This is a genomic window from Neorhizobium sp. T25_13, from assembly GCF_002968675.1.
GTDB lineage: Bacteria > Pseudomonadota > Alphaproteobacteria > Rhizobiales > Rhizobiaceae > Neorhizobium > Neorhizobium tomejilense.
In genome coordinates, this window is sequence record NZ_PVBI01000003.1 from 197,972 (window position 1) to 219,822 (window position 21,851).

Consider the following 21,851-nt stretch of genomic DNA (forward strand, 5'->3'; position numbering starts at 1 on the left):
CGAAAAAATTCGCGCTGACTGTCGGCATCTCCTTCTCCCGTTCGTCCTTGTATTGTCCGGCATGGACGAGAACGATCCGAACAAGGAGGGAAAATCATGGATACGAATGCCCAGACGAACGACAAGCAGGCGCAATCGCCCGTCCGCGGCGGCGTGGTCGCCTATCTTCAGCTCGACGGCGCGATGAAGGCTGCCGAATATTACAAAAAGGCCCTCGGCGCCGAGATCGAGTCCTTTCATCCGGTGGACGACCAGGGCCGCACGATGCACATCCATCTCTATATCAACGGCAGCTCGGTAATGCTCTGCGACCCCTATCCGGACTACGGCCACCCGCTCGAAAAACCGCAGGCCTTCACCATGATGCTGCCGGTCGACGATATCGATTTCTGGTGGAAACGCGCCGTCGATGCCGGCATGACGGTGGAAACGGAGTTGCAGGTGATGTTCTGGGGCGACCGCTACGGCCAGGTCCGCGACCCCTTCGGCGTCGCCTGGGCGATGAACGCGCCGGTCAGGGAGTAGATCAAGCCATCGTGACCACTTCCGCCCCGATTGCCGGGAGGCATTAATCTTCCGGCAATCATTGCCGGGGCCAATGGAGCTGACCGGCATATCCGAGCCGGATCGTCAATCTCGGCGGATCAATGAAGACCAGATCTCTTGTTGCCTCGGCCCTCGTGGCGCTCGTTTTCCTTTCGCCCGTCGCGATGGGCCAGCCGCTTCAGGCAAAGCCCGCCTTCGACGACGGCTGGGAGAAAGGCCGGGAAACGGGGCTTCCCGTGCCTCGCTTCGTCTCGCTGAAAGCAAGATCGGCGAACCTGCGGATTGGCCCTTCGACCGATTATGCCACGGCCTGGGTCTATAGCGCCCAGGGTCTGCCTCTCGAGATTACCGGGGAATATGGCAACTGGCGGAGAGTACGCGATGCCGACGGCACGAGCGGATGGATGTTCGCGCCGCTGCTGTCGAGCAAGCGGACCGCGGTGATCGGGCCATGGCTGAAACAGCCGATCCCGCTCCGCTCGGCTCCCTCCAGAACCGCCCGCATCGTCGCAAGGCTTCTGCCGGAGGTACGCCTCGACTTGATGACCTGCGACGGCACCTGGTGCAAGGCCAACCTCCAGAAAGAACGCTTGCGCGGCTATGTTCAACAAGGCTCGCTCTGGGGCGTCTATCCCGACGAAACGATCGAGTAGCGACGCTCAGCGCACCACGAAGCAGCTGATCGCCTTTGCCTGCAGGACCGAGCAGGCCCGCGTGGCCGAATCGCCATCCGCAAAACCGACGAAACGGGCGCGGTAGATCTGCTTGCCGCCGTCGGCAGAACTTTCGACGCTCGGCGTAACGCGGCCATACCCCTGAGCGAGCAGCGGCACTGCCTTTTCGAGCAGCGCGGATGCCTGGTCGCGGCTCGCGGCCGCGGCGATCTGGATGCGCCAGGCCGAGCCCGCCGGCTGCGGGGACGTCATTGTCTGAGACGACGCGGTCGGGGATGGCGCAGCGTTCGGAACAGTGGCCCGAGGCGTTGCATAGAGGTTGGCGATCGCGGTCTTGGGCGTTACGCCGAGCGTGATCTCCTTGCGCGGCGAAGGCGTCGCAAAGGCGAGCGGCAGCGTGTCTTGGGCCGGTCGTTTCTGGGTCTCGAACGCCACCAGACCGCCGGATGCCGCATTGTTGCCGGGCACGTAGCGATCGAGAAGCGCCGCCATCTGGTCGTCGCGCTTGCGTGCGCTCTTGCCGCCCATCACCACGCCGATCACCCGCCGGCCGTCGATGGTGACGGCGCTGGCGATATTGTAGCCGGAAGCGTTGGTAAAGCCGGTCTTGACGCCGTCCATGCCGGGATAGCGGTACATCAGGTTGTTGTGGCCGCGCAGGCGCTTGCCGCGGAACTCCATGTTCCTGGCTGAAAACAGTTGGTATTCCCGGGGAAAGTCACGGATGAGCGCGAGAGCCAGCTGGGCCATGTCCCGCGCCGTCGTCACTTGGGAGTCGTCCGGCAGGCCTGACGCATTGCGGAACACGGTGCGGCTCATGCCGAGTGCGCGGGCCTTCCTGGTCATCATCTCCCCGAAACGGTCTTCCGAACCGCCGAGATAATCGCCCATCGTCGCAGCCGCGTCATTGGCCGAGCGCACGATCATGCCGTTGACGGCCTCGCGAACGGTAATTGTCCGGCCGGCGGGCACACCGAGCTTGGAGGGGATCTTGGACGCGGCATTTGGCGTCAAGGGGATGTCCTGATCCCATTTGAGGCGACCCTCGCGCAGCGCCTCGAAGGTCATGTAGAGCGTCATCATCTTGGTCAGCGACGCCGGATGGTTAATCTCGTCGGCATTTTCCGACGCGAGAACCTTGCCGCTCTTCACATCATAGATGAAATGGGCGTAGCCGGCCTCGGCCGTACGGCTGACCGCCAGAGAGGCGCCAAGCACCAAAAGGAAAGCCAAAATCTGCTGAATTCGAAACATGCCCGCCCTCTCTAAGTCGCCGGCGAACATATGGCAACGAACATGGTGCGAAAATGACGCATTGCGGATTTAAATCTAATTTTAACAAGATGGTTAATTAAAAATAAGGACTTAGGCATTTGTCAGCGTCCTCCTGACAGCGTCCTTCCAGCCGCGAATCTTGGAAGCGCGGGTCTTTTCGTCCATCTGCGGCTCGAATCGCCGCTGCCGCGCCCAGCTTTTCGCGAACGCCTTCTGGTCGGGCCAGACGCCTGCCTTTGAGCCGGCGAGCCAGGCCGCCCCGAGCGCCGTGGTCTCGAGGATGGTTGGCCGGTCGACGGGAGCGTCGATCAGATCCGAGAGCCGCTGCATCGTCCAGTCGGAGGCGACCATGCCGCCATCGACACGCAGCACCGTGCTGCCGTTGGCATTGCGCCAGTCCTTCTGCATCGCGTCGTAGAGGTCGCGGGTCTGGTAGCAGACCGCCTCCAGCGCGGCGCGGGAGATTTCCGCAGGCCCGGTCGCACGCGTCAGGCCGAACATGGCGCCGCGTGCCTCCGCATCCCAGTAGGGTGCGCCAAGCCCTGTGAAAGCGGGCACCAGGTAGACCTCCTGCTGAGGATCGGCTTGCTCCGCCAACTCGCCGGTTTGGGAAGCCCTTTCGATGATGCCAAGCCCGTCGCGCAGCCATTGCACGGCGGCGCCGGCGATGAAGATCGAGCCCTCCAGCGCATAGGTCGTCTCGCCGTTCAGGCGATAGGCGATGGTGGTGAGCAGCCGGTTCTTGGAGCGGACCATGTCGGCACCGGTATTCAGCACTGCAAAGCAGCCGGTGCCGTAGGTGGACTTCATCATGCCCGGTTCGAAACAGGCCTGGCCGATGACCGCCGCCTGCTGGTCGCCGGCAACGCCGAGGATCGGGATAGCCGCGCCGAACAGGCTTTCGTCGGTGATGCCGAATTCGTCGGCGCAGTCCTTGACCTCCGGCAGCATGGCGGCGGGAATGCGCAGGATTTCGAGAAGATCCTCATCCCAGCGGTTATCGGCAATGTTGTAGATGAGGGTGCGCGAGGCATTGGTCGCGTCGGTGACGAAGCTTTTTCCACCGGTCAGGCGCCAGATCAGGAAGGTGTCGATCGTGCCGAAGCAGAGTTCGCCCTTGGCCGCCCTTGCCCGCGCGCCCTTCACGTTGGCGAGCATCCAGGACAGCTTGGTGCCGGAAAAATAGGGATCGAGCAGCAGGCCGGTGCGGCGGGTGAACAGTTTCTCGAGGTCCTGGCGCTTCAGCTTTTCGCAATAGCTGGCGGTGCGGCGGTCCTGCCAGACGATGGCGTTGTGGATCGGCTTGCCGCTGTCGCGTTCCCAGACGACGACCGTCTCGCGCTGATTGGTGATGCCGATTGCGGCAATCTCGGACGCCTCGAGCTTGGCTTCCTTCAAAGCCTGCTTGATCGCCCAGAGCACGGTCTCCCAGATCTCTTCCGGATCATGCTCGACCCAGCCGGATTTCGGGAAGATCTGGGTGAATTCCTTCTGGCCGATGCCGGCGATCCGCATGTCGCCGTCGAACACGATCGCCCGCGTCGAAGTCGTCCCTTGATCGATCGCCAGAACATAACCCGCCATGCCGCTCCTCCCAGTCCATGCAATGCGCCCGGACGGTTTGAGCAGAAGGAACGAAGGAGTGTCAAACGGAAATGGAGAGTCACCCCCCCATCTGGGCGATACGCCGGGTCATCCAGGCGACATAGGATGTGCGCGTCATCGAGCGGCGGCGCGCCTCCTGGTCGATAAAAGCGAGAACATCCTCGTCCAGCATCATGTTCGCGCGCACCGCCCGGCCACTGAGCCGTATCAAGGGCACGCTGATCAGCGTGCATCCTTCCGGAACCTCGACTTCTTCCGGCGCGCTTGGTTGGACCAAGGCAACCTTGTCCTTTTCGGTCTCGATTGCGTAGTCGCGCAGCGCCTCCTCGGCATTGAGCATCGCCTCGTCCAAGGTCTCGCCCATGGCCACGATGCCATCGATATCCGGAAACGTGACACCATAGGCGCCAGCTTCTCCATCGATCAGGGCGGGGTAGCGGTCCATAGGATTTCCTCTCACATCAATCCGGCCATCCGGCCTTCCTGCGATCGAGCGCGCGACCATCGGTGCCCCTTGGGTAGGCACGCCTCTCATGACGTGCATATATATGCACAATCCAATTAAAAGGCAAGTAAAGAGAGGAATTGCCATCCCGCGGAATTTGCGCATAACCTGCCGTGATCATTGCGGCGCACAAGAACGCCGCCCAGGAAGGCTGGATCGCAGGGAGATTTGGGCATGAGCAGAACCGTCGTCGTCACCGGCTCCACGAGCGGCATCGGGCTCGGTGTTGCGAAAGCGTTTGCAGCCGAGGGCGCCAATGTCGTCATCAACGGTTTCGGGCCGGCCGATGCGATCGAGGCGGCCCGCCGCGAACTCGATGCGCTGGGGACCGGCACGGTTCTTTATCATGGCGCCGACATGACCAGGCCCGCCGAGATCGAGGACCTCATCGCCACCGCCGCCAAGGCCTTCGGCACGGTCGACGTGCTGGTCAACAATGCCGGCATTCAGCACGTGGCGAAGATCGAGGAATTCCCGCCGGAAAAGTGGGACCAGCTGATCGCCATCCTGCTGACATCGGCCTTCCACACCATGCGCCATACGATCCCGCTGATGAAGACGGCGGGTAAAGGCCGCATCATCAACGTGGCGTCCGCCCATGCACTGGTCGCCTCGCCGTTCAAATCCGCCTATGTGGCTGCCAAACATGGTATTTTAGGACTAACCAAAACGGCGGCCTTGGAACTTGCGGAATTCGGGATTACCGTGAATGCGATATGCCCGGGCTACGTGCTGACCCCGCTGGTCGAGAAGCAGATCCCCGATACCGCCCGCGAGCGCGGCATCACCGAGGAACAGGTGAAGACCGAGGTAATGCTGAAACTGCAGGCGACCAAGGAATTCGTGGCGATCGAAGAGGTCGCGCAGGCCGCAATCTATCTCGCCAGCGATGCGGCGAGGAGCATTACCGGCACGCATATCTCGATCGACGGCGGCTGGACCGCCCAGTAATTGACAAGGCAGTAACTGGCCAATGACGGGATGGGCCAGTAACGGAACACAAAAGCCGGCAACGGCGGACGAAGGAGAGAAATGAGCGAAGCCATCCGCTTCATCGTGAATGGAGAAGAGGTCACCCTTGGAGATTTCGGTCCGACGGAAACCCTTCTCGATTATCTTCGCCTGAGGCGGCGGCTGACGGGTACCAAGGAAGGCTGTGCGGAAGGCGACTGCGGCGCCTGCACGGTGCTGATCGGGCGGTTGACGGAACACGGCCTGCGCTACGAAAGCGTCAACGCCTGCATCCGGTTCTTAGGCTCCCTGCACGGCACCCATGTGGTGACCGTCGAGCACCTGGCCGGCCGCGACGGCGCGCTGCATCCTGTGCAGCAGGCGATGGTCGATTTCCACGGCTCGCAATGCGGCTTCTGCACCCCCGGCTTCGTGATGTCGCTCTATGGCCTGTGGCTCTCGAACGGCACGCCGACGCGCGCCGATATCGAAAGCGCGCTGCAGGGCAATCTCTGTCGCTGCACCGGCTATGAGCCGATCGTCAAGGCGGCCGAGCATATCTCCGTCAACCGGCCGAGCTCGCTCTTCGATCCGCTGGAGCGCGACCGCATCCAGATCATGGCGAAACTCTGGGGCATCCATTCGGGCAACGACACGACCATCATCACCAAGGACGGCGCCCGCTCGATCGTGCCGGCCTCCGTCGCCGCCTTTGCCGATATCCTTGCCGACGAACCCGAGGCGACGATCGTCGCCGGGGCGACCGATGTCGGCCTGTGGGTCACCAAGCAGATGCGGCTCCTCAACCCGGTGATCTTCATCAACCACCTGACCGAGCTGCAGTCGATCACGGCGGACGAGACCGGCATCACCATCGGCGCCGGCGTCAGCTATACCCAGGCCTTCGACGTGCTTTCCGACGAGATCCCCGCCTTCGGCCGGCTGATCGATCGGATCGGCGGTTGCCAAGTGCGCAACATGGGAACGATCGGTGGCAATATAGCCAACGGTTCGCCGATCGGCGACACTCCGCCGCCTCTGATCGCGCTCGGGGCCGACCTGACGCTGCGCTCCCATTCCGGCCGCCGCACCATCGCGCTCGAGGACTATTTCCTGAGCTACGGCAAGCAGGACCGGCTGCCGACCGAATTCGTCGAGAAGGTTTTCGTGCCACGTCCGGCCGAGGGCAGCCATTTCGCCGTCTACAAGATCTCCAAACGCCGCGACGAGGACATCTCGGCGCTCTGTGGCGCCTTCCATCTCGTGCTCGATGCCGACGGCAAGGTCGAGACCATCCGCATCGCCTTCGGCGGCATGGCGGCGACCCCGAAACGGGCGAAACACGTCGAGGACGCGCTCCTCGGCGAGGTCTGGAGCTGGGGTGCCGTCTCGGCCGTGCGCGACGCGTTCGAGCAGGACTACCAACCCCTTACCGACTGGCGGGCGAGCGCGGAATACCGCAGCCTCACCGCCCGCAACCTGCTCACCCGCTTTTTCCTCGAAACCGCCGGAGCGCCTGCGGAACTTCGCCGGTTCGAGCTGGAGGAGGCGTGATGGACAAGACCACGTTCGATACCAAACCCACCGTCAACGGCCGCATGCACGTGTCGCTGAAACATGATTCAGCACATAAGCACGTCACCGGAACCGCCGAATATATCGACGATATTCCGGAACCCTCAGGTACCCTGCACGGCGGCCTCGGGCTTGCCGACCGGGCGCATGCGGAAATCGTCTCGATCGATCTTTCGGCGGTGAAGAGCGCACCCGGCATCGTCTGGGTGATCACCGCGGAGGACATTCCGGGCTTCAACGACGTCGCCTCGACCGGCCAGCACGACGAGCCGCTGCTTGCCACCACCAACGTCCAGTTCCATGGCCAGATCATCTTCGCCGTCATCGCCGAGACCCGCGACCAGGCCCGCCGTGCCGCAAAGCTCGCAAAGATCGAATATCGCGACCTGCCGCACTGGACCGATATCGACAGCGCCCGCGAAAACGACGCGCCTTATGTCGTCGAACCGATGACGCTGAAGCGCGGCGAGCCGGAAACCGAGATCGAGAACGCGCCCCTGCGGGTCCAGAACCACATGTATATCGGCGGCCAGGAGCATTTTTACCTGGAAAGCCATATCGCGCTCGCCATCCCCGGCGAGGACGACGAGGTGATCGTCTGGTCCTCCACCCAGCATCCGAGCGAAGTGCAGCACATGGTGGCGCACGTGCTGGGCGTCGCCAACAATGCGGTGACGGTCCAGACCCGCCGCATGGGCGGCGGTTTCGGCGGCAAGGAAACGCAGGGCAACCAGTTCGCGGCACTTGCGGCGGTCGCCGCCAAGAAGCTGAGGCGGGCTGTGAAATTCCGCCCCGACCGCGACGAGGACATGTCGATCACCGGCAAGCGGCACGATTTCCGCGTCGATTACGACGTCGCCTTCGACGAGGAAGGCCGCATTCATGCGGTCGACGCGATCTATGCGGCGCGCTGCGGTTTTTCCGCCGACCTCTCCGGCCCGGTCACCGACCGAGCCCTCTTCCATGCCGATTCCAGCTATTTCTACCCGCATGTGCGCCTGACCTCGCAGCCGCTGAAGACCCATACGGTCTCCAATACCGCCTTCCGCGGTTTCGGCGGGCCGCAGGGCATGCTCGGCGGCGAACGGATCATCGAGGAGATCGCCTATGCGGTCGGCAAGGACCCGCTCGAGATCCGCAAGCTGAACTTCTATGGCCAGCGCGGTTCGGACCGGACGATGACGCCCTACCACCAGGACGTCGAGGACAACATCATCGCGAGGGTTGTCGACGAGCTGGAAACCTCGTCCGAATACCAGGCCCGCCGGCAGGCGATCCTGGAGTTCAACTCGCACAGCCCGGTGATCCGCAAGGGCATCGCGCTGACGCCGGTGAAGTTCGGCATCTCGTTCACCATGACCGCCTATAATCAGGCGGGCGCGCTGGTGCATATCTACAATGACGGTTCGATCCACCTGAACCACGGCGGCACCGAAATGGGCCAGGGCCTCTATACCAAGGTGGCGCAGGTGGTCGCCGATACGTTCCAGGTCGATATCGACCGGGTGAAGATCACCGCGACGACCACCGGCAAGGTGCCCAACACCTCCGCCACCGCCGCCTCCTCCGGCACCGACCTCAACGGCATGGCCGCCTATGACGCCGCCCGCCAGATCAAGGAACGGCTGATCGATTTTGCCATGCGCCAATGGAAGGTCGGCCGCGACAAGGTCGAGTTCCTGCCGAACCGCCTGCGGATCGGCGGCGAGATCGTGCCCTTCGACACGTTCATCCGCGCCGCCTATTACGACCGCGTGCAACTCTCCGCCGCCGGCTTCTACAAGACGCCGCGCATCCACTGGGACCGCAAGGCGGGCCGCGGCCGGCCGTTCTACTACTTCGCCTATGGCGCCGCGGTCTCGGAAGTCTCGATCGACACGCTGACCGGCGAATACATGGTCGAGCGCACCGACATCCTCCACGACGTCGGCAAGTCGCTCAATCCGGCGATCGATATCGGCCAAGTTGAAGGCGCGTTCGTGCAAGGGATGGGCTGGCTGACCACCGAGGAACTGTGGTGGGACGACAAGGGCCGCCTGCGCACCCACGCGCCCTCCACCTACAAGATCCCGCTCGCCTCCGACCGGCCGAAGATTTTTAACGTGCAGCTCGCCGAATGGGCCGAAAACGCCGAGCCGACCATCGGCCGCTCCAAGGCCGTCGGCGAACCGCCGTTCATGCTGGCGATCTCGGTGCTGGAGGCCTTGTCGATGGCGGTGGCAAGCGTGGCTGATTATTCCGCCTGCCCGAGACTCGACGCGCCGGCAACGCCGGAACGGGTGCTGATGGCGGTGGAACGGCTGAAGGCGATGTGATGGAGCGCGCATGCCGCATTTCCATGTCCGCGACGCCAATCGGAAAAACGCCAGGAACATGCGCCGGGCGCTGACCGAAGCGGAGCTGAAATTCTGGAACGCGGTCCGCGCTCATCGCCTCATGGGAATTGGCTTCCGGCGGCAGATGCCGATCGCCGGCTACATCGTGGATTTTGCCTGCCCGGAGCATAAGTTGGTCATCGAAATTGACGGTGTGAGCCATTCATTCGATCAGAATATCGGCCGGGACGCCGCGCGAGATGAGAAACTGGCCTCGCTTGGCTGGCGGGTGATAAGATTCACCAATGACGAGGTGTACGGCCATATCGACGACGCGTGCATGCATCTCCTGCGAATTATCGGGATCGAGCGCTTTGAGTAGATGTTGCTACCCCCCTCTGCCCTGCTGGGCATCTCCCCCTCAAGGGGGGAGATCGGATGTGGCTAGGCCCCACTCCCTCTCGGTGCGGCGGGCTCACGTCACAGATGAGGCTGAGGACCGGGCAAGACACCACGTCTTGCCGATCTCCCCCCTTGAGGGGGAGATGCCCGGCAGGGCAGAGGGGGGTGCCTAGTGCGCGACCTCACCTTCCCCGCCTTCATCACCACCCACCCACACACAATCCTCGTCGAAATCCACGAGGCGAAGGGCTCCACGCCCCGCGAGGCCGGCACGTTCATGCTGGTCGCGGAGACCGCCATCTGGGGGACGATCGGCGGGGGGCAGTTTGAATATATGGCGATCGACAACGCCCGGGCGATGCTGTCGGGCGGTGGCGAGGCGGTGATGGACATTCCGCTCGGGCCGGAGATCGGCCAGTGCTGCGGCGGCCATACCCGGCTTGCCTTCCAGCCGTTGACGCCGGAGCTGGCAGAGGCGCTGGAAAGGCGCCTGCGCGACGAGGCGGACGACCGGCCGGCGGTGACCCTGTTCGGATCGGGTCATGTCGGCCAGGCGCTCGCAAGGGCGCTGGCCCCCCTGCCCTTCGCGGTGACCGTCATAGAGACCCGCGCCGAAGCGCTGGACGACCTGCCGGCCGAAACGGAAAAACACCTGACCGCGATGCCGGAAGCCTTTGTCGAAAAGATCCCCGCCGGCGGCGCGGCGATCATCCTCACCCACGACCATGCGCTGGATTTCCTGATTGCCCAAAAGGCACTGGCACGCACCGACCTTGCCTATGTCGGCATGATCGGCTCGCGGACCAAACGCGCCACCTTCGCCAACTGGCTGAGGCGCGAGGGCGGCGGCGATGACATGCTGCCCCGTCTCGTGCTGCCGATCGGCGGCACGACGGTCAGGGACAAGCGCCCGGCCGTGATCGCAGCGCTCGTCGCCGCCGAACTGCTTCAAACCTACGCCACGCGGCAGGCGCAGACCTCAAAGCGGCAGATCCCGACCACCTGAGCGCCGTTTCCCGTCCCAGAATGCAGCCTCGCGGCTTTGCGGCCCGGCTTCCGGGAGCGCGACATCGCCGCGCAGCTCGTCCGGCAGTGCCGGGATGCTTGGACCCGCGGGCTGCAGGAGCCTGCGGAAAAACCGGCCGAGCTGCCGCCAGGCGGACACCGGGCGGGAGGATTTCAAAGGCAACGGATAGGCGTCCGCGGACAGCATGGTTGCTCCACATCGACAGGAAAGGATTATTTGGTTGCAACCATCAATGGAGCCGATTGCCGGAGAATTCCAATTCAAATACAGTCGGTCGCGATCAAGAGAACTTATCGATGAAATTGTCACGCCGGTTTCCGCTGAATGCACTTCGGGTCTTCGAGGCCGTCGCGCGCCTGGAAAATTTCACCCGTGCCGCGGAAGAACTCGGCATGACCCAGACGGCGGTGACCTACCAGATCAAGCTCTTGGAGGAATTTCTCGGCGACACCGTTTTCCTGCGCCGCCCACGGGCGCTGAAACTCACCGAAACGGGTGAAAAGCTGCTTCCGAAGGTGGCGGAGGCTTTCACGCTGCTGACCGAGGCGGTCCAATCGACGCGGCACGGCATCGAGGAAACGCTGGAAATCCACTCGCCCCCATCGTTTGCCGCGCAATGGCTGTCGCCGCATCTCCACATTTTCAAGGCCCTGCACCCGCAAATCGAGGTCCGCCTGCTGCGCCAGCTGGATAACATCGACCACCATGGCTCGGCCGATGTCACGATCTGTATCAGCGCCCGGCCATCCGACGGGTTGATCAGCCATCCTCTCTTTCGGCTCAACTATGCGCCCATGCTGTCTCCGCAACTGGCGGAAAGCGTGGGTGGCATACGGCAGCCTTCCGATCTTTTGAAACTGCCCTGGATCACCGACACCCGTGACTGGTGGCACGAATGGTTTGAGGCCACTCAAATCGACTCGAAGCAGATCAGGCACACGAGCCTGAACGCTCTCGGCGCGCTCGACCTGGAGGCAAGGGCCGCCATGTCCGGCCATGGCGTGGCAATGCTGAGCCCGTTCCTATTCCGGGAAGATCTGGCATCCGGCCGTCTCCTCCAGCCTTTCGACCTCTGCGTCGGCGACGGCAAGACCTATTGGCTGTGTTACGCGCGGGCGCCGCGAAATGCCGCGAAGATCACGGCCTTTGCGACCTGGATCCAGTCGGCCCTTGCCGATGACCTTGCGACCATAGGCACCAATCGCAGCGAGGCGGCCGCTCAATAGGGGCAGCCCGTCAAGCAGACCTGCCCGCCATCCGCTGCGCACTTCAAAGGTTCCGATGCGAATAGAGAAGCCTCGCTGCACGGAAGGCGCCTTCGTCCCGGGGGTCGCGCTTGTCGCGGCCATCGAGCAGGCCGAGGTCCCGTTGCCAGGATTGCGGCATTTCTTCCAGATCGAGGGTGTTGCGGCGGACAGCCAGACGGCGGCCGATCGCGGCGGCTATGCCGAGCTTCGGCATGAACTGCTCGAACGGCCAGGTGAGGATGGAAAACATCTCTTGCCTCCAACGGGGATACCCCGTTTTCATTTGATCGATATGGAGGTAATTTGCGCCGGAAAATCTCGGTAATCCAATCGAATTACCGTCTGCATGGATCAAGAGACCTTATCTATGAAGATGTCGAAACAGTTTCCGCTGAATGCGCTTCGGGTGTTCGAAGCTGCCGCCCGCTTGATGAGTTTCACCCGGGCCGGCGAGGAACTCGGGCTCACCCAGACGGCGGTGAGCTACCAGATCAAGCTTCTGGAGGACACGCTCAGTGAACAGCTTTTCCTGCGCCGGCCGCGGCAGGTCTCGCTGACGGAAGCAGGGGAGCGGCTGGCGCCGAGGATCACCGAGGCTTTCGCGATCATGGGCGATGCGCTCTCCACCCTGCACGATGCATCGGAGGGCACGCTGATCATCCATTCGACGGCGACCTTCGCCTCGCGCTGGCTGGCGCGCCATCTGGGCACCTTCCAGCTCGAAAATCCGGGCATTGCCGTCAGGCTGGAGACATCGCAGGAGATGATCGATTTTTCGCGGGCGCAGGCGGATATCGCGATCCGCAGCGGCAAGGGCGAATGGCCGGGCCTGCGCGGGCATTTTCTGATGCGCAATCATTTCACGCCGATGCTGAGCCCGGATTTCGCCGCCACGATCGGGGGTGTGAAGACGCCGGAAGACATCCTGAAGCTCAGGATCATCGATCCGGGCGATCCATGGTGGCCTTCCTGGTTTGCCGCAGCCGGCCTGCCGGATGTCGATCTCACCGGCCGGCCGGTGAGCAGGTACGGGGCGCAGGCCTTCGAGGCCGCCGCCGCGATCGCCGGCCAAGGTGTCGGGATCCTGCAGCCGGAATTTTATGCCGACGATATCGCCCTCGGGCGGCTGGTTCAGCCTTTCGACATTCTCGGCTATGACGGCAGCGACTATTGGCTCGTCTACCCGGAAGCCCGTAGGAACTCCAAGAAAATCCGCGCCTTCCGCGACTTCATGCGGAAAACCATGCCGACATTCCGGGACTAGGGTCGGGACCCTGCAGTCGGTTTTCTATCCGCCGCTTTGCTGGACGGAAAACCGGCTGGACATGTTACTTCTGGCCGCTGACGGCCTCTAATAGCTCATATCCGGCGCGTAGAAGCAGCGCAGCGTATCTTCGGTCGGATAGAGGCAGAGATGATATTCCTCGTCTTGGCTTCTCCTCGCCTGGCTCTGCGGCAGCTTGAAATCATGCGGGCGGGTGATCAGCCGATGATCGCCCGGACCCAAAATGATCTCGTAGCCGCCGTCGATGATCTTGACGTTCTTGGTCGAGATCATCTGGCAATCGCCGGTATGGTTGTCGCCATTGCAACAGAAGCCGTCATATTTCCAGGTCACGCCGGTCGCGCTGTGTGCCTCGTGGGCACTGGCCGAACCGATCTGGATGCAGGACGCGTACGCAATCATCACACCTGTCAGAATACCACGCATGAGCTTAGTCTCCGTTGATGAATGCCCCCATCACCGGCTCGAACCGCACGCATTACCAAGCTTTCGCCGGCTGACTTGCAACTGTCACAATACGTGAGTCGATCTGACCAATTAACCCTTACTTATCGCGATGCACAATTAAGAACACTCTACTATTGCCAATCATGGGGATCGCGCGAAAGGAACTCGAAGCTGCCGGCCCCGGTTCCGTTGCGGAACAAAAAGTGTTCCCGGCAGCGCCCTCTTCCCTTGGCCGGTTTTTTTCCCCAAAGTGACGAGTCGGGGGGCAAAAAGGGGAAGTCTGAATGTATGAATATGCCGTCGCCTGGGAATGGCTGAGTTTCGCCGCCCGCTGGTTCCACGTCATCACGGCGATCGCCTGGATCGGCTCGTCGTTCTATTTCATCGCGCTCGATCTGGGGCTGACGAAGCGCCCGAACATGCCCGCCGGCGTCTATGGCGAGGAATGGCAGGTGCATGGCGGCGGCTTCTACCACGTCCAAAAATACCTGGTGGCGCCGGCCCAGATGCCCGAGCACCTGACCTGGTTCAAATACGAGAGCTATTTCACCTGGATTTCCGGCTTCCTGATGCTCTGCATCGTCTATTACGGCGGCGCCGACCTGTTCCTGATCGACCGCACCGTGATGGATCTCGCGCCATGGCAGGCGATCGGCCTGTCGCTCGCATCGCTGTCTGTCGGGTGGATCATCTACGACCTGCTCTGCAAGTCACCGCTTGGCAAGAATACCTGGGGGCTGATGGGCCTGCTCTTCCTGGTGCTGATCGTCATGGCCTGGGGGTATACGCAGGTATTCTCCGGCCGCGCCGCCTTCCTGCATCTCGGTGCGTTTACCGCGACGATCATGTCGGCCAACGTCTTCTTCATCATCATTCCCAACCAGAAGATCGTCGTCGCCGACCTGATCGCGGGGCGCACGCCGGACCCGAAATACGGCGCCATCGCCAAGCAGCGCTCGCTACACAACAACTACCTGACGCTGCCCGTCATCTTCTTCATGCTGTCGAACCACTATCCGCTGGCGTTCGCGACCCATTTCAACTGGGTGATCGCCGCCCTGGTCTTCCTGATGGGCGTGACGATAAGGCACTGGTTCAACACCACCCATGCCCGCAAGGGCAAGCCGACCTGGACCTGGCTGGTGACGGTGCTGCTCTTCATCGTCATCATGTGGCTCTCGACCGTTCCGAAGGTGCTGACCGGCGAGACCGAGACCTCGATGACCCCGATCGCCCAACAATTCGCCGCCAACGCCCATTTCGGCGCAGCAAGGGACGTGGTGCAGGCGCGCTGTTCCATGTGCCATGCGGCGGAACCTGTTTATGAGGGTGTCCGTTTCACCCCTAAATCCGTCAAGCTGGAAACGGACGCGGAGATTGCCGCCCACGCGCGGGAGATCTATCTCCAGGCGGGCCGCAGTCAGGCAATGCCGCCCGGCAATGTCACCGCCATCTCGCCGGAAGAACGCCGGCTGCTGGTGGCCTGGTACGAAAGCACGATATCCCGATGACCCAGATGCTGATCCGCGGACGGCTGCTTTCCTTCAAGCGCGCTCCGCACTCCCTGACCGACACGGACAGTTACGCCTATGAGAGCGATGGCGCGCTGCTGATCGACGGGGACAAGATTTCGGTTGCCGGCAGCTACGGAACGGTCAAGGCGATCGCGCCCGAGGGCGTCGAGGAGATCGACCACCGGCCGCATCTGATCCTGCCCGGCTTCATCGACATGCACCTGCATTTTCCGCAGATGCAGGTGATCGCCTCCTATGCCGCCAACCTGCTCGAGTGGCTGAACACCTACACCTTTCCGGAGGAATGCCGGTTCGTCGAAAGCGAGCACGCGGCGCGCATCGCCACGCATTTCTATGACGAGTTGCTGCGCCACGGCACCACGACGGCGGTCGCTTATTGCTCCGTTCACAAGACCTCGGCCGACGCCTTCTTTGCCGAAGCGCTGAAGCGCGGCATGTGCGTGGTCGGCGGCAAGGTGATGATGGACCGCAACGCGCCGCAGGGCCTGCTCGACACGCCGCAGATGGGTTATGACGAAACGAGAGCCGTGATCGCCGACTGGCATGGCAAGGGCCGCTGCCACGTCGCCATCACCCCGCGCTTCGCGATCACTTCGACGCCCGCCCAGATGAAGGCCGCCCAGGCGCTGGCGCAGGAGTTTCCAGACCTGCATATCCAGACGCATCTCTCCGAAAACCACGAAGAGATCCGCTACACGGGCGAACTCTATCCGGACGCCAGGGACTATACCGACATCTACGCCCATTACGGCCTTCTCGGGCCCAAGACCCTGCTCGGCCACGCGATCCATCTCTCCGACCGCGAAGCCGACGTGTTGTCCGAGGCCGGCGCCGTCGCCGTCCACTGCCCGACCTCCAACCTCTTCCTCGGCTCCGGCCTGTTCCCGATGAAATCGCTGATGCGGCGGCAAAAGCCGGTCAGGGTGGCGGTCGCGACCGACATCGGCGGCGGTTCGAGCTATTCGATGCTGCGCACCATGGACGAGGCCTACAAGATCCAGCAGCTCCTCGGCGAGCGTCTGAACCCGCTCGAAAGCTTCTACCTGATGACAAGGGGCAATGCCGAGGCGCTGTCGATGGCGGCACATATCGGCACGCTGGAGCCCGGCACCGATGCCGACCTCGTGGTGCTGAACGGCGCCTCGACGCCGGCCATGCGGCTGCGGATGGAAACGGTGAAGACGCTGGCCGAGGAACTGTTTCTGCTGCAGACCATGGGCGACGACCGCGCCGTGGTCGAGACCTATGTGGCGGGCAAGGCGATGAAGGGCGAGCTGGTAGGTGTGATATGAGACCGTCTCTGCCGTGAGGATCATTGCCCGCCGGACTCTAACTAGATTTGTGGAGAGCCTTGCAGGTCGGCGGGATCATCCTGCTGTCAAGGACGCGATTGACGTCTGGCATGATCGTGCCAGCAAGGCTCAATGGAGGAATTCTGCCGACGTTCGGCAAACTTTCGCCACGGCGAGCATCGTCAATGCCGAGCGCATCATTTTCAATATCAAGGGAAACGACTATAGACTGGTGGTCGCAATCGATTTCGACAAGTCGATTATCTGGATAAAATGGATCGGCACACACAAGGAATACGATCACATCGACGCGGCAAAGGTGGAATATGAATGAGATCCGGCCCATCCGTTCAAAAGAGGACTACGAAGGCGCTCTGCGAACCCTCTCCCAGCTCTGGGGAGCAGCAAGCGGGACGCCGGAGGGCGACCAGCTCGATATTCTCGCGACGTTGATTGACGCGTATGAAAAGGAGCATTTTCCGATGGATGCTCCCGGTCCCGAAGCACTGGCAGCTTTCGAAAAGGAGCAGCAGGAAGCTTTGGCAGCGTCGCTCGAAAATCAGCTTGTCTTTCAGGTCTTCAAAGATAAAGCGGGCCGCTTTGCATTTCGCCTTTTGGCGGGAGAGGGCAAAATTATCCTTCATTCGGAGACGTTCGATACGAAATCCGATGCGATCAATGCCATCAGGCTGCTCCAAGAGAGCGCTTCTCACTCGAAGATCGTCGAACAGGCGGCCTAAAAGCCTGCTGTATGGAGCACAGCTGTGCCGCCTTCCATATATCGCCGGCCGCTGCCCGACGAATGCGCGCGTAGACCGCGGGAAACCCGATCATTTTCGGTGACCAGCGCCGAAAATTTATGCTAGTTCCTTGCTCGTCTTGTCTCCCCGCCTTCGAAAGCAATTCGACCGATGTCCAAACCGCTGACCATCGCAGACCTCAAAAAACTTGCCCGCCGTCGGGTGCCAAAAATGTTCTTCGATTATGCCGACAGCGGCGCCTGGACCGAGGGGACCTACCGGGCGAACGAGGAAGACTTCTCCAAGGTCAAGCTGCGTCAGCGCGTACTGGTCGACATGACCAACCGTACGCTTGAAACCACGATGATCGGCGAAAAAGCGGCGATGCCCGTGGCGCTGGCGCCGACCGGCATGACCGGCATGCAGCATGCCGACGGTGAAATGCTGGCCGCCAAGGCGGCGGAAGAATTCGGCGTGCCTTTCACGCTGTCGACCATGAGCATCTGCTCGATCGAGGACGTCGCCTCGGTGACCACCAAACCCTTCTGGTTCCAGCTCTACGTGATGAAGGACCGCGGCTTCGTCGAACGGCTGATCGGCCGCGCCAAGGCGGCGAAATGCTCGGCGCTCGTCGTCACCGCCGACCTGCAGATCCTCGGCCAGCGGCACAAAGACCTGCGCAACGGCCTTGCAGCTCCGCCGAAGCCGACGCTCAACGCCGCCCTGCAACTCGTGACGCGCCCGAGATGGTGCCTCGAAATGCTCGGGACGAAGCGCCGCGGTTTCGGCAATATCGTCGGCCATGCGAGCAATGTTTCGGACCTCTCCTCGCTCGGCGCCTGGACGGCGGAACAGTTCGATCCACGGCTTTCCTGGGATGATATCCGCTGGATCAAGGACCTCTGGGGCGGCAAGATGATCATCAAGGGCATTCTCGACGAAGAGGATGCGCGCGCCGCTGCCGACACCGGCGCAGATGCGATCATCGTCTCCAACCACGGCGGCCGCCAGCTCGACGGTGCCCCCTCATCGATCAGCATGCTGCCGAAAATCGTCGAGGCGGTCGGCGACCGGATCGAAGTGCATCTGGACGGCGGCATCCGCTCCGGCCAGGACGTGCTGAAGGCCGTGGCGCTCGGCGCCCGCGGCACCTATATCGGCCGGCCCTTCCTCTACGGCCTCGGCGCCATGGGCAAGGAAGGCGTCACCACGACACTCGAGATCATCCGCAAGGAACTCGACGTCACCATGGCGCTCTGCGGAAAACGCGATATCCAGCATATCGACCGCAACATCCTCGCCAACATGCCGTTCTAACGACGGCCGAGGGTGGTCGGTACTACGATCAGCACCAGCCGCCCCTGCCGGCGCCCGGTCGTCTGGCCAGGCCCTCGTTGACAAGGACATCGGCGAGCGAGCGGCCGTTGCGCGTCACTTCGCGCAGCTTGTGGCCTTCGATCTCGTCCTCGTTACCCTGCCAGGTGACGAGTTCGAACGGACCGGAATCCAGGAAGGCGCGCACCCGCAGCTCCGCATCGCTCGCCTTGATCCGCTCCGCCTCGCAGCGCGGCTTCTTGATGTCGGGCACCTCGATGCCGACCAGCCGGATCTTCTGGCCGTGGAACACGAAACGGTCCGCGGCCACGACGCAGTCGTCCTGCTTGGCCGAACCGCACAGATAGAATTTCGCCTGATAGGCGCCGGCGAGGCTCTCGCTGCTCTTTGGCTGCTCGGCGGCCTTCTGCATTTCCTCGATCACAGGCTTGCCGACAGGCGCAGGCGGGATGATCGCGGCGGTGTGGCTCTGATCGGGAGCCGCCACCGGCTTCGGCGACAGTGGGCGGTGCGACGGCCCGGAACTTGCCTGCACAGGCTTTGCAGGCACCGGTTTTGCGGCAACCTGCACCTGGTTGCCGGACGTCAGGCCTTTGACGAAACGCCGGGCCTCCGCGGAATTCTCATAAAGTGCGATACCGCCGGCCACCAGCGCCAGCGCGCCGAGCCAGGGCCAGAGCGACGAGCCGGAGCCCGACGACCGCTTCGGCGAACTCTTGCGCCGAGAACCGGATTTGCCGCGCGTTTGAGCCATGACGATCTCTCCTGTCGAATCGGAAAGAAGTATCGGGGGGAAGGATTGCCGAAAGGTTTCCGCTCCTTCAGGCAAGGATTGATATTGTGTATGAGTGTGTATAAATTCAACCGATGAAAAGCGCCGAGGTCATCGCGCTGTTGCGCCGGGATGGTTGGATGGAGGTTGCCCAGAAGGGCAGTCATGTTCAGTTCAAACATCCGCAAAAACCGGGCCGTGTGACCGTGCCCCATCCGAAGCGCGATATTCCGCTCGGCACATTGCGCAGTATCGAGAAGCAAGCTGGACTGAAGCTGAGGTGATCATGAGCAACTATATCGGCCTGATCCATAAGGACGCGGAGAGCGACTACGGCGTCTCCTTCCCGGATTTTCCGGGTGTCGTGACCGCCGGCGCGACGCTCGACGAGGCGCGCCATATGGCGGAGGAAGCGCTTGCCCTTCACGTCGAAGGCATGGTCGAGGACGGTGACGCGATCCCCGAACCGTCGAGCCTTGAAAGCGTGATGGCAGATACGGACAATCGCGACGGTGTAGCGATCCTCGTGACCCTGAAAAGCCAGACAGCCAAGGCCGTCCGCATCAATATCACGCTGCCGGAAGACGTGCTGGAACGGATCGACCGTTTCGCCGCGGATCATGGCCTGTCGCGATCGGGTTTCCTTGCCCGCGCAGCAAGCCACGAGATCGAACGCAGCACCGGCTGAAAACCTACCCCGCCCGGCCGGTCGCCAGCGCCACCGCCCAGTCGGCGCGGCCGTTTTCGGCGGCGAGGCGCGACATTGCCAGGTGATCGTAGGACACGTTGCGGAATTGCGGTGTCCAGCCGGCGGAGGTCTTTTCCAGGATCGCGTAGGACGCCATAGTGTGGCCGGTTTCCACCTTGTGGAAATGCGGCGTGTCGTCGTCATAGGCCGGGCAGCCGACGCTGCCGGGGTTGACGATCAGCCGGCCATCGGACAGTTGCACCGCCCGCGGAATATGGCTGTGGCCGCAGAGGATCAGCGGCTGCTCGATGCCATCAGCCAGCACCTCGATCTCCTCCAGCGGCTTCAGGAAGACATGGCCTTCGCTCGATACCTGCTCCAGCCAGTAAACGTTGTCCGACTGCGGCGTCGCGTGACAAAGGTAGGCCTCGTCCCGATAAACGGCGCTGAACGGCAGCTTGCGCAGCCATTGCAGGTGGCGCGGCGCCAGTTGCGAGAAGGCGTGCACTTCCCAGGACGGCATGGCATCCGCCGGATTTTCGATCAGGTACCGATCGTGATTGCCGCGCACCGTCAGCGTCGCCATCGTATCGAGAAGCAGCAGCAGATCCGCGGTGCGCCCGGCTTCAAGCGGTCCGCTCAGGCAATCGCCGAGATTGACGATTTCGGTAATGCCCTGTGCGTGAATGTCGGCGAGCACCGCTTCGAGCGCTGCGCAATTCCCGTGGATGTCGGCGATCGCGGCAAAACGCATCAGCTCCCCCGATAGGTGGAATAACCGTAGGGCGAGAGCAGCAGCGGCACATGATAGTGCGCCGTCGTGTCGGAAATGCCGAAACGGATCGGGATCACGTCGAGAAAGGCCGGCTCAGCGAGTGCTACGCCGCGGGCTCGAAGGTAGGCGCCGGCGTGGAAAACCAGTTCGTATTCGCCGGCAAGAAAGGTCTCGCCAATCAGGATCGGCCCGCCATCGACGCGGCCGTCGCTGTTGGTGACGATGGTCTTCAGCTTTTCGCGAGTCTCACCGTTCAGCCGGTAGAGATCGATCGAAAGCCCCTCCGCAGGCATGCCGCTGGCGGTGTCGAGGACATGGGTGGTGAGGCCTGTCATAGGCCTGGCTCCGCAATGAGATACGGGGTCTCGAAAAAGGCTTCCTCGTAATTTGCGGCTGGGCTGTCGCGATCGACGACCAGGAAATCGCTGACGACCCCGATCGCCATCAGCGGATGATGCCACGAATTGGGGAAATAATTGACGCCCTGATGCGGCTGCACGAGGAAGACCTGCGGTTTGCCCGGCCGTCCGCCTTCGTCGTCCGAAACGGCGATCAGGAACGGCTGGCCGGAGATCGGCGAAAAGCTCTGGCTGGCGAAAGGATGCCGCTCCATCATGGTGATCGCATAAGGGAACTGCCGCGGCTTGCTGCGGAAGATGCTGAAGATCAGCCGCTCCGGCTCGCCGATCACCACCGGCTCGGCGAGCGCATGATAGCGCTCGGTCGTGCCGCCGTTGATCAGCCGCATGGTCGCCGGATCGGCCTCGATGACATCGCCGAAGGGCGCGAAGGCTTCCTTTGTGAGGGGCAGGATTTCCAGATATTCGGTCACGTCATTCGCCTTCGATCATTCGGCTTCG

Annotated in this window: 26 protein-coding genes; 16 read left to right on the forward strand and 10 right to left on the reverse strand. The window is 62.5% G+C overall.

Translation table 11 applies throughout. The annotated features are described in order from the left end of the window. The first annotated feature begins 96 nt into the window (after window positions 1–96). Together C5J22_RS07960 and C5J22_RS07965 are read left to right on the forward strand one after the other, a co-directional pair. Complete coding sequence (locus C5J22_RS07960; protein ID WP_105437822.1) at window positions 97–525, forward strand: glyoxalase/bleomycin resistance/extradiol dioxygenase family protein; 429 nt, start codon at window positions 97–99, stop codon at window positions 523–525. A 122-nt stretch (window positions 526–647) separates the two neighbouring features. Beyond that, the gene (locus C5J22_RS07965; RefSeq protein WP_105437823.1) at window positions 648–1,199 is read left to right on the forward strand and encodes an SH3 domain-containing protein; all 552 of its coding nucleotides are present in this window, start codon (window positions 648–650) and stop codon (window positions 1,197–1,199) included. Between the two features lie 6 nt (window positions 1,200–1,205). Here C5J22_RS07965 and C5J22_RS07970 read toward each other — a convergent pair whose 3' ends face one another. From C5J22_RS07970 to C5J22_RS07980, 3 genes are all read right to left on the reverse strand, one after another. Further along, window positions 1,206–2,465: a D-alanyl-D-alanine carboxypeptidase gene (locus tag C5J22_RS07970; RefSeq protein ID WP_105438115.1), complete on the reverse strand. Its 1,260-nt coding sequence runs from the start codon at window positions 2,463–2,465 to the stop codon at window positions 1,206–1,208. 120 nt (window positions 2,466–2,585) lie between these two features. Continuing rightward, entirely contained in the window at window positions 2,586–4,079 is a 1,494-nt protein-coding gene (gene glpK, locus C5J22_RS07975) for a glycerol kinase GlpK (RefSeq protein ID WP_105437824.1), read from the reverse strand. Between the two features lie 79 nt (window positions 4,080–4,158). Next, window positions 4,159–4,545, reverse strand: a complete 387-nt coding sequence (locus tag C5J22_RS07980) for a type II toxin-antitoxin system HicB family antitoxin (protein ID WP_046603754.1) — start codon at window positions 4,543–4,545, stop codon at window positions 4,159–4,161. 234 nt (window positions 4,546–4,779) lie between these two features. Here C5J22_RS07980 and C5J22_RS07985 point away from each other — a divergent pair, with 234 nt between their 5' ends. The 5 genes from C5J22_RS07985 to xdhC all read left to right on the forward strand — a co-directional run bounded on the left by C5J22_RS07985 (window position 4,780) and on the right by xdhC (window position 10,854). Then, a complete protein-coding gene (locus tag C5J22_RS07985) occupies window positions 4,780–5,556 on the forward strand; it encodes a 3-hydroxybutyrate dehydrogenase (RefSeq protein WP_105437826.1) in 777 nt (258 codons plus the stop codon). Between the two features lie 81 nt (window positions 5,557–5,637). Continuing rightward, complete coding sequence (gene xdhA / locus C5J22_RS07990) at window positions 5,638–7,110, forward strand: xanthine dehydrogenase small subunit (RefSeq protein ID WP_105437827.1); 1,473 nt, start codon at window positions 5,638–5,640, stop codon at window positions 7,108–7,110. Next, complete coding sequence (gene xdhB, locus C5J22_RS07995; protein ID WP_105437828.1) at window positions 7,110–9,446, forward strand: xanthine dehydrogenase molybdopterin binding subunit; 2,337 nt, start codon at window positions 7,110–7,112, stop codon at window positions 9,444–9,446. The genes xdhA and xdhB overlap by 1 nt, the downstream gene beginning before the upstream one ends. Window positions 9,447–9,456: 10 nt before the next feature. Further along, complete coding sequence (locus C5J22_RS08000; protein WP_105437829.1) at window positions 9,457–9,828, forward strand: endonuclease domain-containing protein; 372 nt, start codon at window positions 9,457–9,459, stop codon at window positions 9,826–9,828. Between the two features lie 192 nt (window positions 9,829–10,020). Next, window positions 10,021–10,854 carry a xanthine dehydrogenase accessory protein XdhC gene (gene xdhC / locus C5J22_RS08010; protein WP_105437831.1) on the forward strand — a complete coding sequence of 278 codons (834 nt, stop codon included), beginning with the start codon at window positions 10,021–10,023 and terminating at the stop codon, window positions 10,852–10,854. On the opposite strand, the gene C5J22_RS08015 is transcribed toward xdhC, so the two are convergent. Beyond that, on the reverse strand, window positions 10,828–11,061 hold the full coding sequence (locus C5J22_RS08015) for a hypothetical protein (protein WP_046635430.1): 234 nt from the start codon (window positions 11,059–11,061) through the stop codon (window positions 10,828–10,830). The genes xdhC and C5J22_RS08015 overlap by 27 nt on opposite strands. Before the next feature lie 110 nt (window positions 11,062–11,171). Between C5J22_RS08015 and C5J22_RS08020 the strand changes: the two genes are divergently transcribed. Further along, a complete protein-coding gene (locus C5J22_RS08020) occupies window positions 11,172–12,101 on the forward strand; it encodes a LysR substrate-binding domain-containing protein (RefSeq protein ID WP_105437832.1) in 930 nt (309 codons plus the stop codon). Window positions 12,102–12,144: 43 nt separating this feature from the next. Here the strand turns inward: C5J22_RS08020 and C5J22_RS08025 are convergent, their stop codons facing one another. After that, window positions 12,145–12,372, reverse strand: coding sequence for a hypothetical protein (locus tag C5J22_RS08025; RefSeq protein ID WP_105437833.1), 228 nt, complete (start codon window positions 12,370–12,372; stop codon window positions 12,145–12,147). A 96-nt stretch (window positions 12,373–12,468) separates the two neighbouring features. On the opposite strand from C5J22_RS08025, the gene C5J22_RS08030 reads away from it, so the two are divergent. Next, window positions 12,469–13,386: a LysR substrate-binding domain-containing protein gene (locus C5J22_RS08030; RefSeq protein ID WP_105400405.1), complete on the forward strand. Its 918-nt coding sequence runs from the start codon at window positions 12,469–12,471 to the stop codon at window positions 13,384–13,386. An 87-nt stretch (window positions 13,387–13,473) separates the two neighbouring features. Here C5J22_RS08030 and C5J22_RS08035 read toward each other — a convergent pair whose 3' ends face one another. Next, window positions 13,474–13,833: a hypothetical protein gene (locus C5J22_RS08035; protein WP_105400404.1), complete on the reverse strand. Its 360-nt coding sequence runs from the start codon at window positions 13,831–13,833 to the stop codon at window positions 13,474–13,476. A 305-nt stretch (window positions 13,834–14,138) separates the two neighbouring features. Between C5J22_RS08035 and puuD the strand changes: the two genes are divergently transcribed. The 5 genes from puuD (at window position 14,139) to C5J22_RS08060 (ending at window position 18,738) form a co-directional block, all read left to right on the forward strand. Then, window positions 14,139–15,365 carry a urate hydroxylase PuuD gene (gene puuD, locus C5J22_RS08040; protein ID WP_105437834.1) on the forward strand — a complete coding sequence of 409 codons (1,227 nt, stop codon included), beginning with the start codon at window positions 14,139–14,141 and terminating at the stop codon, window positions 15,363–15,365. After that, window positions 15,362–16,681, forward strand: coding sequence for a guanine deaminase (gene guaD / locus C5J22_RS08045; RefSeq protein WP_105437835.1), 1,320 nt, complete (start codon window positions 15,362–15,364; stop codon window positions 16,679–16,681). Before puuD ends, guaD begins: the two co-directional genes overlap by 4 nt. A gap of 13 nt (window positions 16,682–16,694) precedes the next feature. Continuing rightward, a complete protein-coding gene (locus C5J22_RS08050; RefSeq protein WP_105437836.1) occupies window positions 16,695–17,015 on the forward strand; it encodes a type II toxin-antitoxin system HigB family toxin in 321 nt (106 codons plus the stop codon). Beyond that, entirely contained in the window at window positions 17,008–17,421 is a 414-nt protein-coding gene (locus tag C5J22_RS31085; protein ID WP_172746565.1) for a DUF1508 domain-containing protein, read from the forward strand. Before C5J22_RS08050 ends, C5J22_RS31085 begins: the two co-directional genes overlap by 8 nt. Window positions 17,422–17,592: 171 nt before the next feature. Next, window positions 17,593–18,738 carry an alpha-hydroxy acid oxidase gene (locus C5J22_RS08060; protein ID WP_105437837.1) on the forward strand — a complete coding sequence of 382 codons (1,146 nt, stop codon included), beginning with the start codon at window positions 17,593–17,595 and terminating at the stop codon, window positions 18,736–18,738. A gap of 28 nt (window positions 18,739–18,766) precedes the next feature. On the opposite strand, the gene C5J22_RS08065 is transcribed toward C5J22_RS08060, so the two are convergent. Beyond that, window positions 18,767–19,510, reverse strand: coding sequence for a hypothetical protein (locus tag C5J22_RS08065; RefSeq protein WP_105437838.1), 744 nt, complete (start codon window positions 19,508–19,510; stop codon window positions 18,767–18,769). A 113-nt stretch (window positions 19,511–19,623) separates the two neighbouring features. Between C5J22_RS08065 and C5J22_RS08070 the strand changes: the two genes are divergently transcribed. Next, complete coding sequence (locus tag C5J22_RS08070) at window positions 19,624–19,812, forward strand: type II toxin-antitoxin system HicA family toxin (RefSeq protein ID WP_105400397.1); 189 nt, start codon at window positions 19,624–19,626, stop codon at window positions 19,810–19,812. 2 nt (window positions 19,813–19,814) lie between these two features. Then, window positions 19,815–20,216 (forward strand): type II toxin-antitoxin system HicB family antitoxin, encoded by a 402-nt coding sequence (locus tag C5J22_RS08075; RefSeq protein WP_105437839.1) that lies wholly within the window; start codon window positions 19,815–19,817, stop codon window positions 20,214–20,216. Window positions 20,217–20,220: 4 nt separating this feature from the next. On the opposite strand, the gene C5J22_RS08080 is transcribed toward C5J22_RS08075, so the two are convergent. Genes C5J22_RS08080 through C5J22_RS08090 form a run of 3 tightly spaced genes read right to left on the reverse strand, consistent with a single transcriptional unit; the run spans window position 20,221 to window position 21,823 of the window. Beyond that, complete coding sequence (locus tag C5J22_RS08080; RefSeq protein ID WP_105437840.1) at window positions 20,221–20,970, reverse strand: metallophosphoesterase; 750 nt, start codon at window positions 20,968–20,970, stop codon at window positions 20,221–20,223. After that, window positions 20,970–21,326, reverse strand: a complete 357-nt coding sequence (gene uraH, locus C5J22_RS08085) for a hydroxyisourate hydrolase (protein WP_105437841.1) — start codon at window positions 21,324–21,326, stop codon at window positions 20,970–20,972. The genes C5J22_RS08080 and uraH overlap by 1 nt, the downstream gene beginning before the upstream one ends. Continuing rightward, window positions 21,323–21,823: an ureidoglycolate lyase gene (locus C5J22_RS08090; RefSeq protein ID WP_105437842.1), complete on the reverse strand. Its 501-nt coding sequence runs from the start codon at window positions 21,821–21,823 to the stop codon at window positions 21,323–21,325. Before C5J22_RS08090 ends, uraH begins: the two co-directional genes overlap by 4 nt. Window positions 21,824–21,851: the final 28 nt, after the last annotated feature.

Coding starts and splice junctions, on each gene's coding strand:
- C5J22_RS08030 (WP_105400405.1), top strand. CDS start 12,469: ATGGATCAAGAGACCTTATCTATGAAGATGTCGAAACAGTTTCCGCTG.
- glpK (WP_105437824.1), bottom strand. CDS start 4,079: ATGGCGGGTTATGTTCTGGCGATCGATCAAGGGACGACTTCGACGCGG.
- C5J22_RS08065 (WP_105437838.1), bottom strand. CDS start 19,510: ATGGCTCAAACGCGCGGCAAATCCGGTTCTCGGCGCAAGAGTTCGCCG.
- guaD (WP_105437835.1), top strand. CDS start 15,362: ATGACCCAGATGCTGATCCGCGGACGGCTGCTTTCCTTCAAGCGCGCT.
- C5J22_RS08000 (WP_105437829.1), top strand. CDS start 9,457: ATGCCGCATTTCCATGTCCGCGACGCCAATCGGAAAAACGCCAGGAAC.
- C5J22_RS08035 (WP_105400404.1), bottom strand. CDS start 13,833: ATGCGTGGTATTCTGACAGGTGTGATGATTGCGTACGCGTCCTGCATC.
- C5J22_RS07985 (WP_105437826.1), top strand. CDS start 4,780: ATGAGCAGAACCGTCGTCGTCACCGGCTCCACGAGCGGCATCGGGCTC.
- C5J22_RS31085 (WP_172746565.1), top strand. CDS start 17,008: ATGAATGAGATCCGGCCCATCCGTTCAAAAGAGGACTACGAAGGCGCT.
- puuD (WP_105437834.1), top strand. CDS start 14,139: ATGTATGAATATGCCGTCGCCTGGGAATGGCTGAGTTTCGCCGCCCGC.
- xdhB (WP_105437828.1), top strand. CDS start 7,110: ATGGACAAGACCACGTTCGATACCAAACCCACCGTCAACGGCCGCATG.
- C5J22_RS07980 (WP_046603754.1), bottom strand. CDS start 4,545: ATGGACCGCTACCCCGCCCTGATCGATGGAGAAGCTGGCGCCTATGGT.
- xdhA (WP_105437827.1), top strand. CDS start 5,638: ATGAGCGAAGCCATCCGCTTCATCGTGAATGGAGAAGAGGTCACCCTT.
- uraH (WP_105437841.1), bottom strand. CDS start 21,326: ATGACAGGCCTCACCACCCATGTCCTCGACACCGCCAGCGGCATGCCT.
- C5J22_RS08070 (WP_105400397.1), top strand. CDS start 19,624: ATGAAAAGCGCCGAGGTCATCGCGCTGTTGCGCCGGGATGGTTGGATG.
- C5J22_RS08075 (WP_105437839.1), top strand. CDS start 19,815: ATGAGCAACTATATCGGCCTGATCCATAAGGACGCGGAGAGCGACTAC.
- C5J22_RS08015 (WP_046635430.1), bottom strand. CDS start 11,061: ATGCTGTCCGCGGACGCCTATCCGTTGCCTTTGAAATCCTCCCGCCCG.
- C5J22_RS08080 (WP_105437840.1), bottom strand. CDS start 20,970: ATGCGTTTTGCCGCGATCGCCGACATCCACGGGAATTGCGCAGCGCTC.
- C5J22_RS08020 (WP_105437832.1), top strand. CDS start 11,172: ATGAAATTGTCACGCCGGTTTCCGCTGAATGCACTTCGGGTCTTCGAG.
- C5J22_RS07965 (WP_105437823.1), top strand. CDS start 648: ATGAAGACCAGATCTCTTGTTGCCTCGGCCCTCGTGGCGCTCGTTTTC.
- C5J22_RS07960 (WP_105437822.1), top strand. CDS start 97: ATGGATACGAATGCCCAGACGAACGACAAGCAGGCGCAATCGCCCGTC.
- C5J22_RS08060 (WP_105437837.1), top strand. CDS start 17,593: ATGTCCAAACCGCTGACCATCGCAGACCTCAAAAAACTTGCCCGCCGT.
- C5J22_RS08025 (WP_105437833.1), bottom strand. CDS start 12,372: ATGTTTTCCATCCTCACCTGGCCGTTCGAGCAGTTCATGCCGAAGCTC.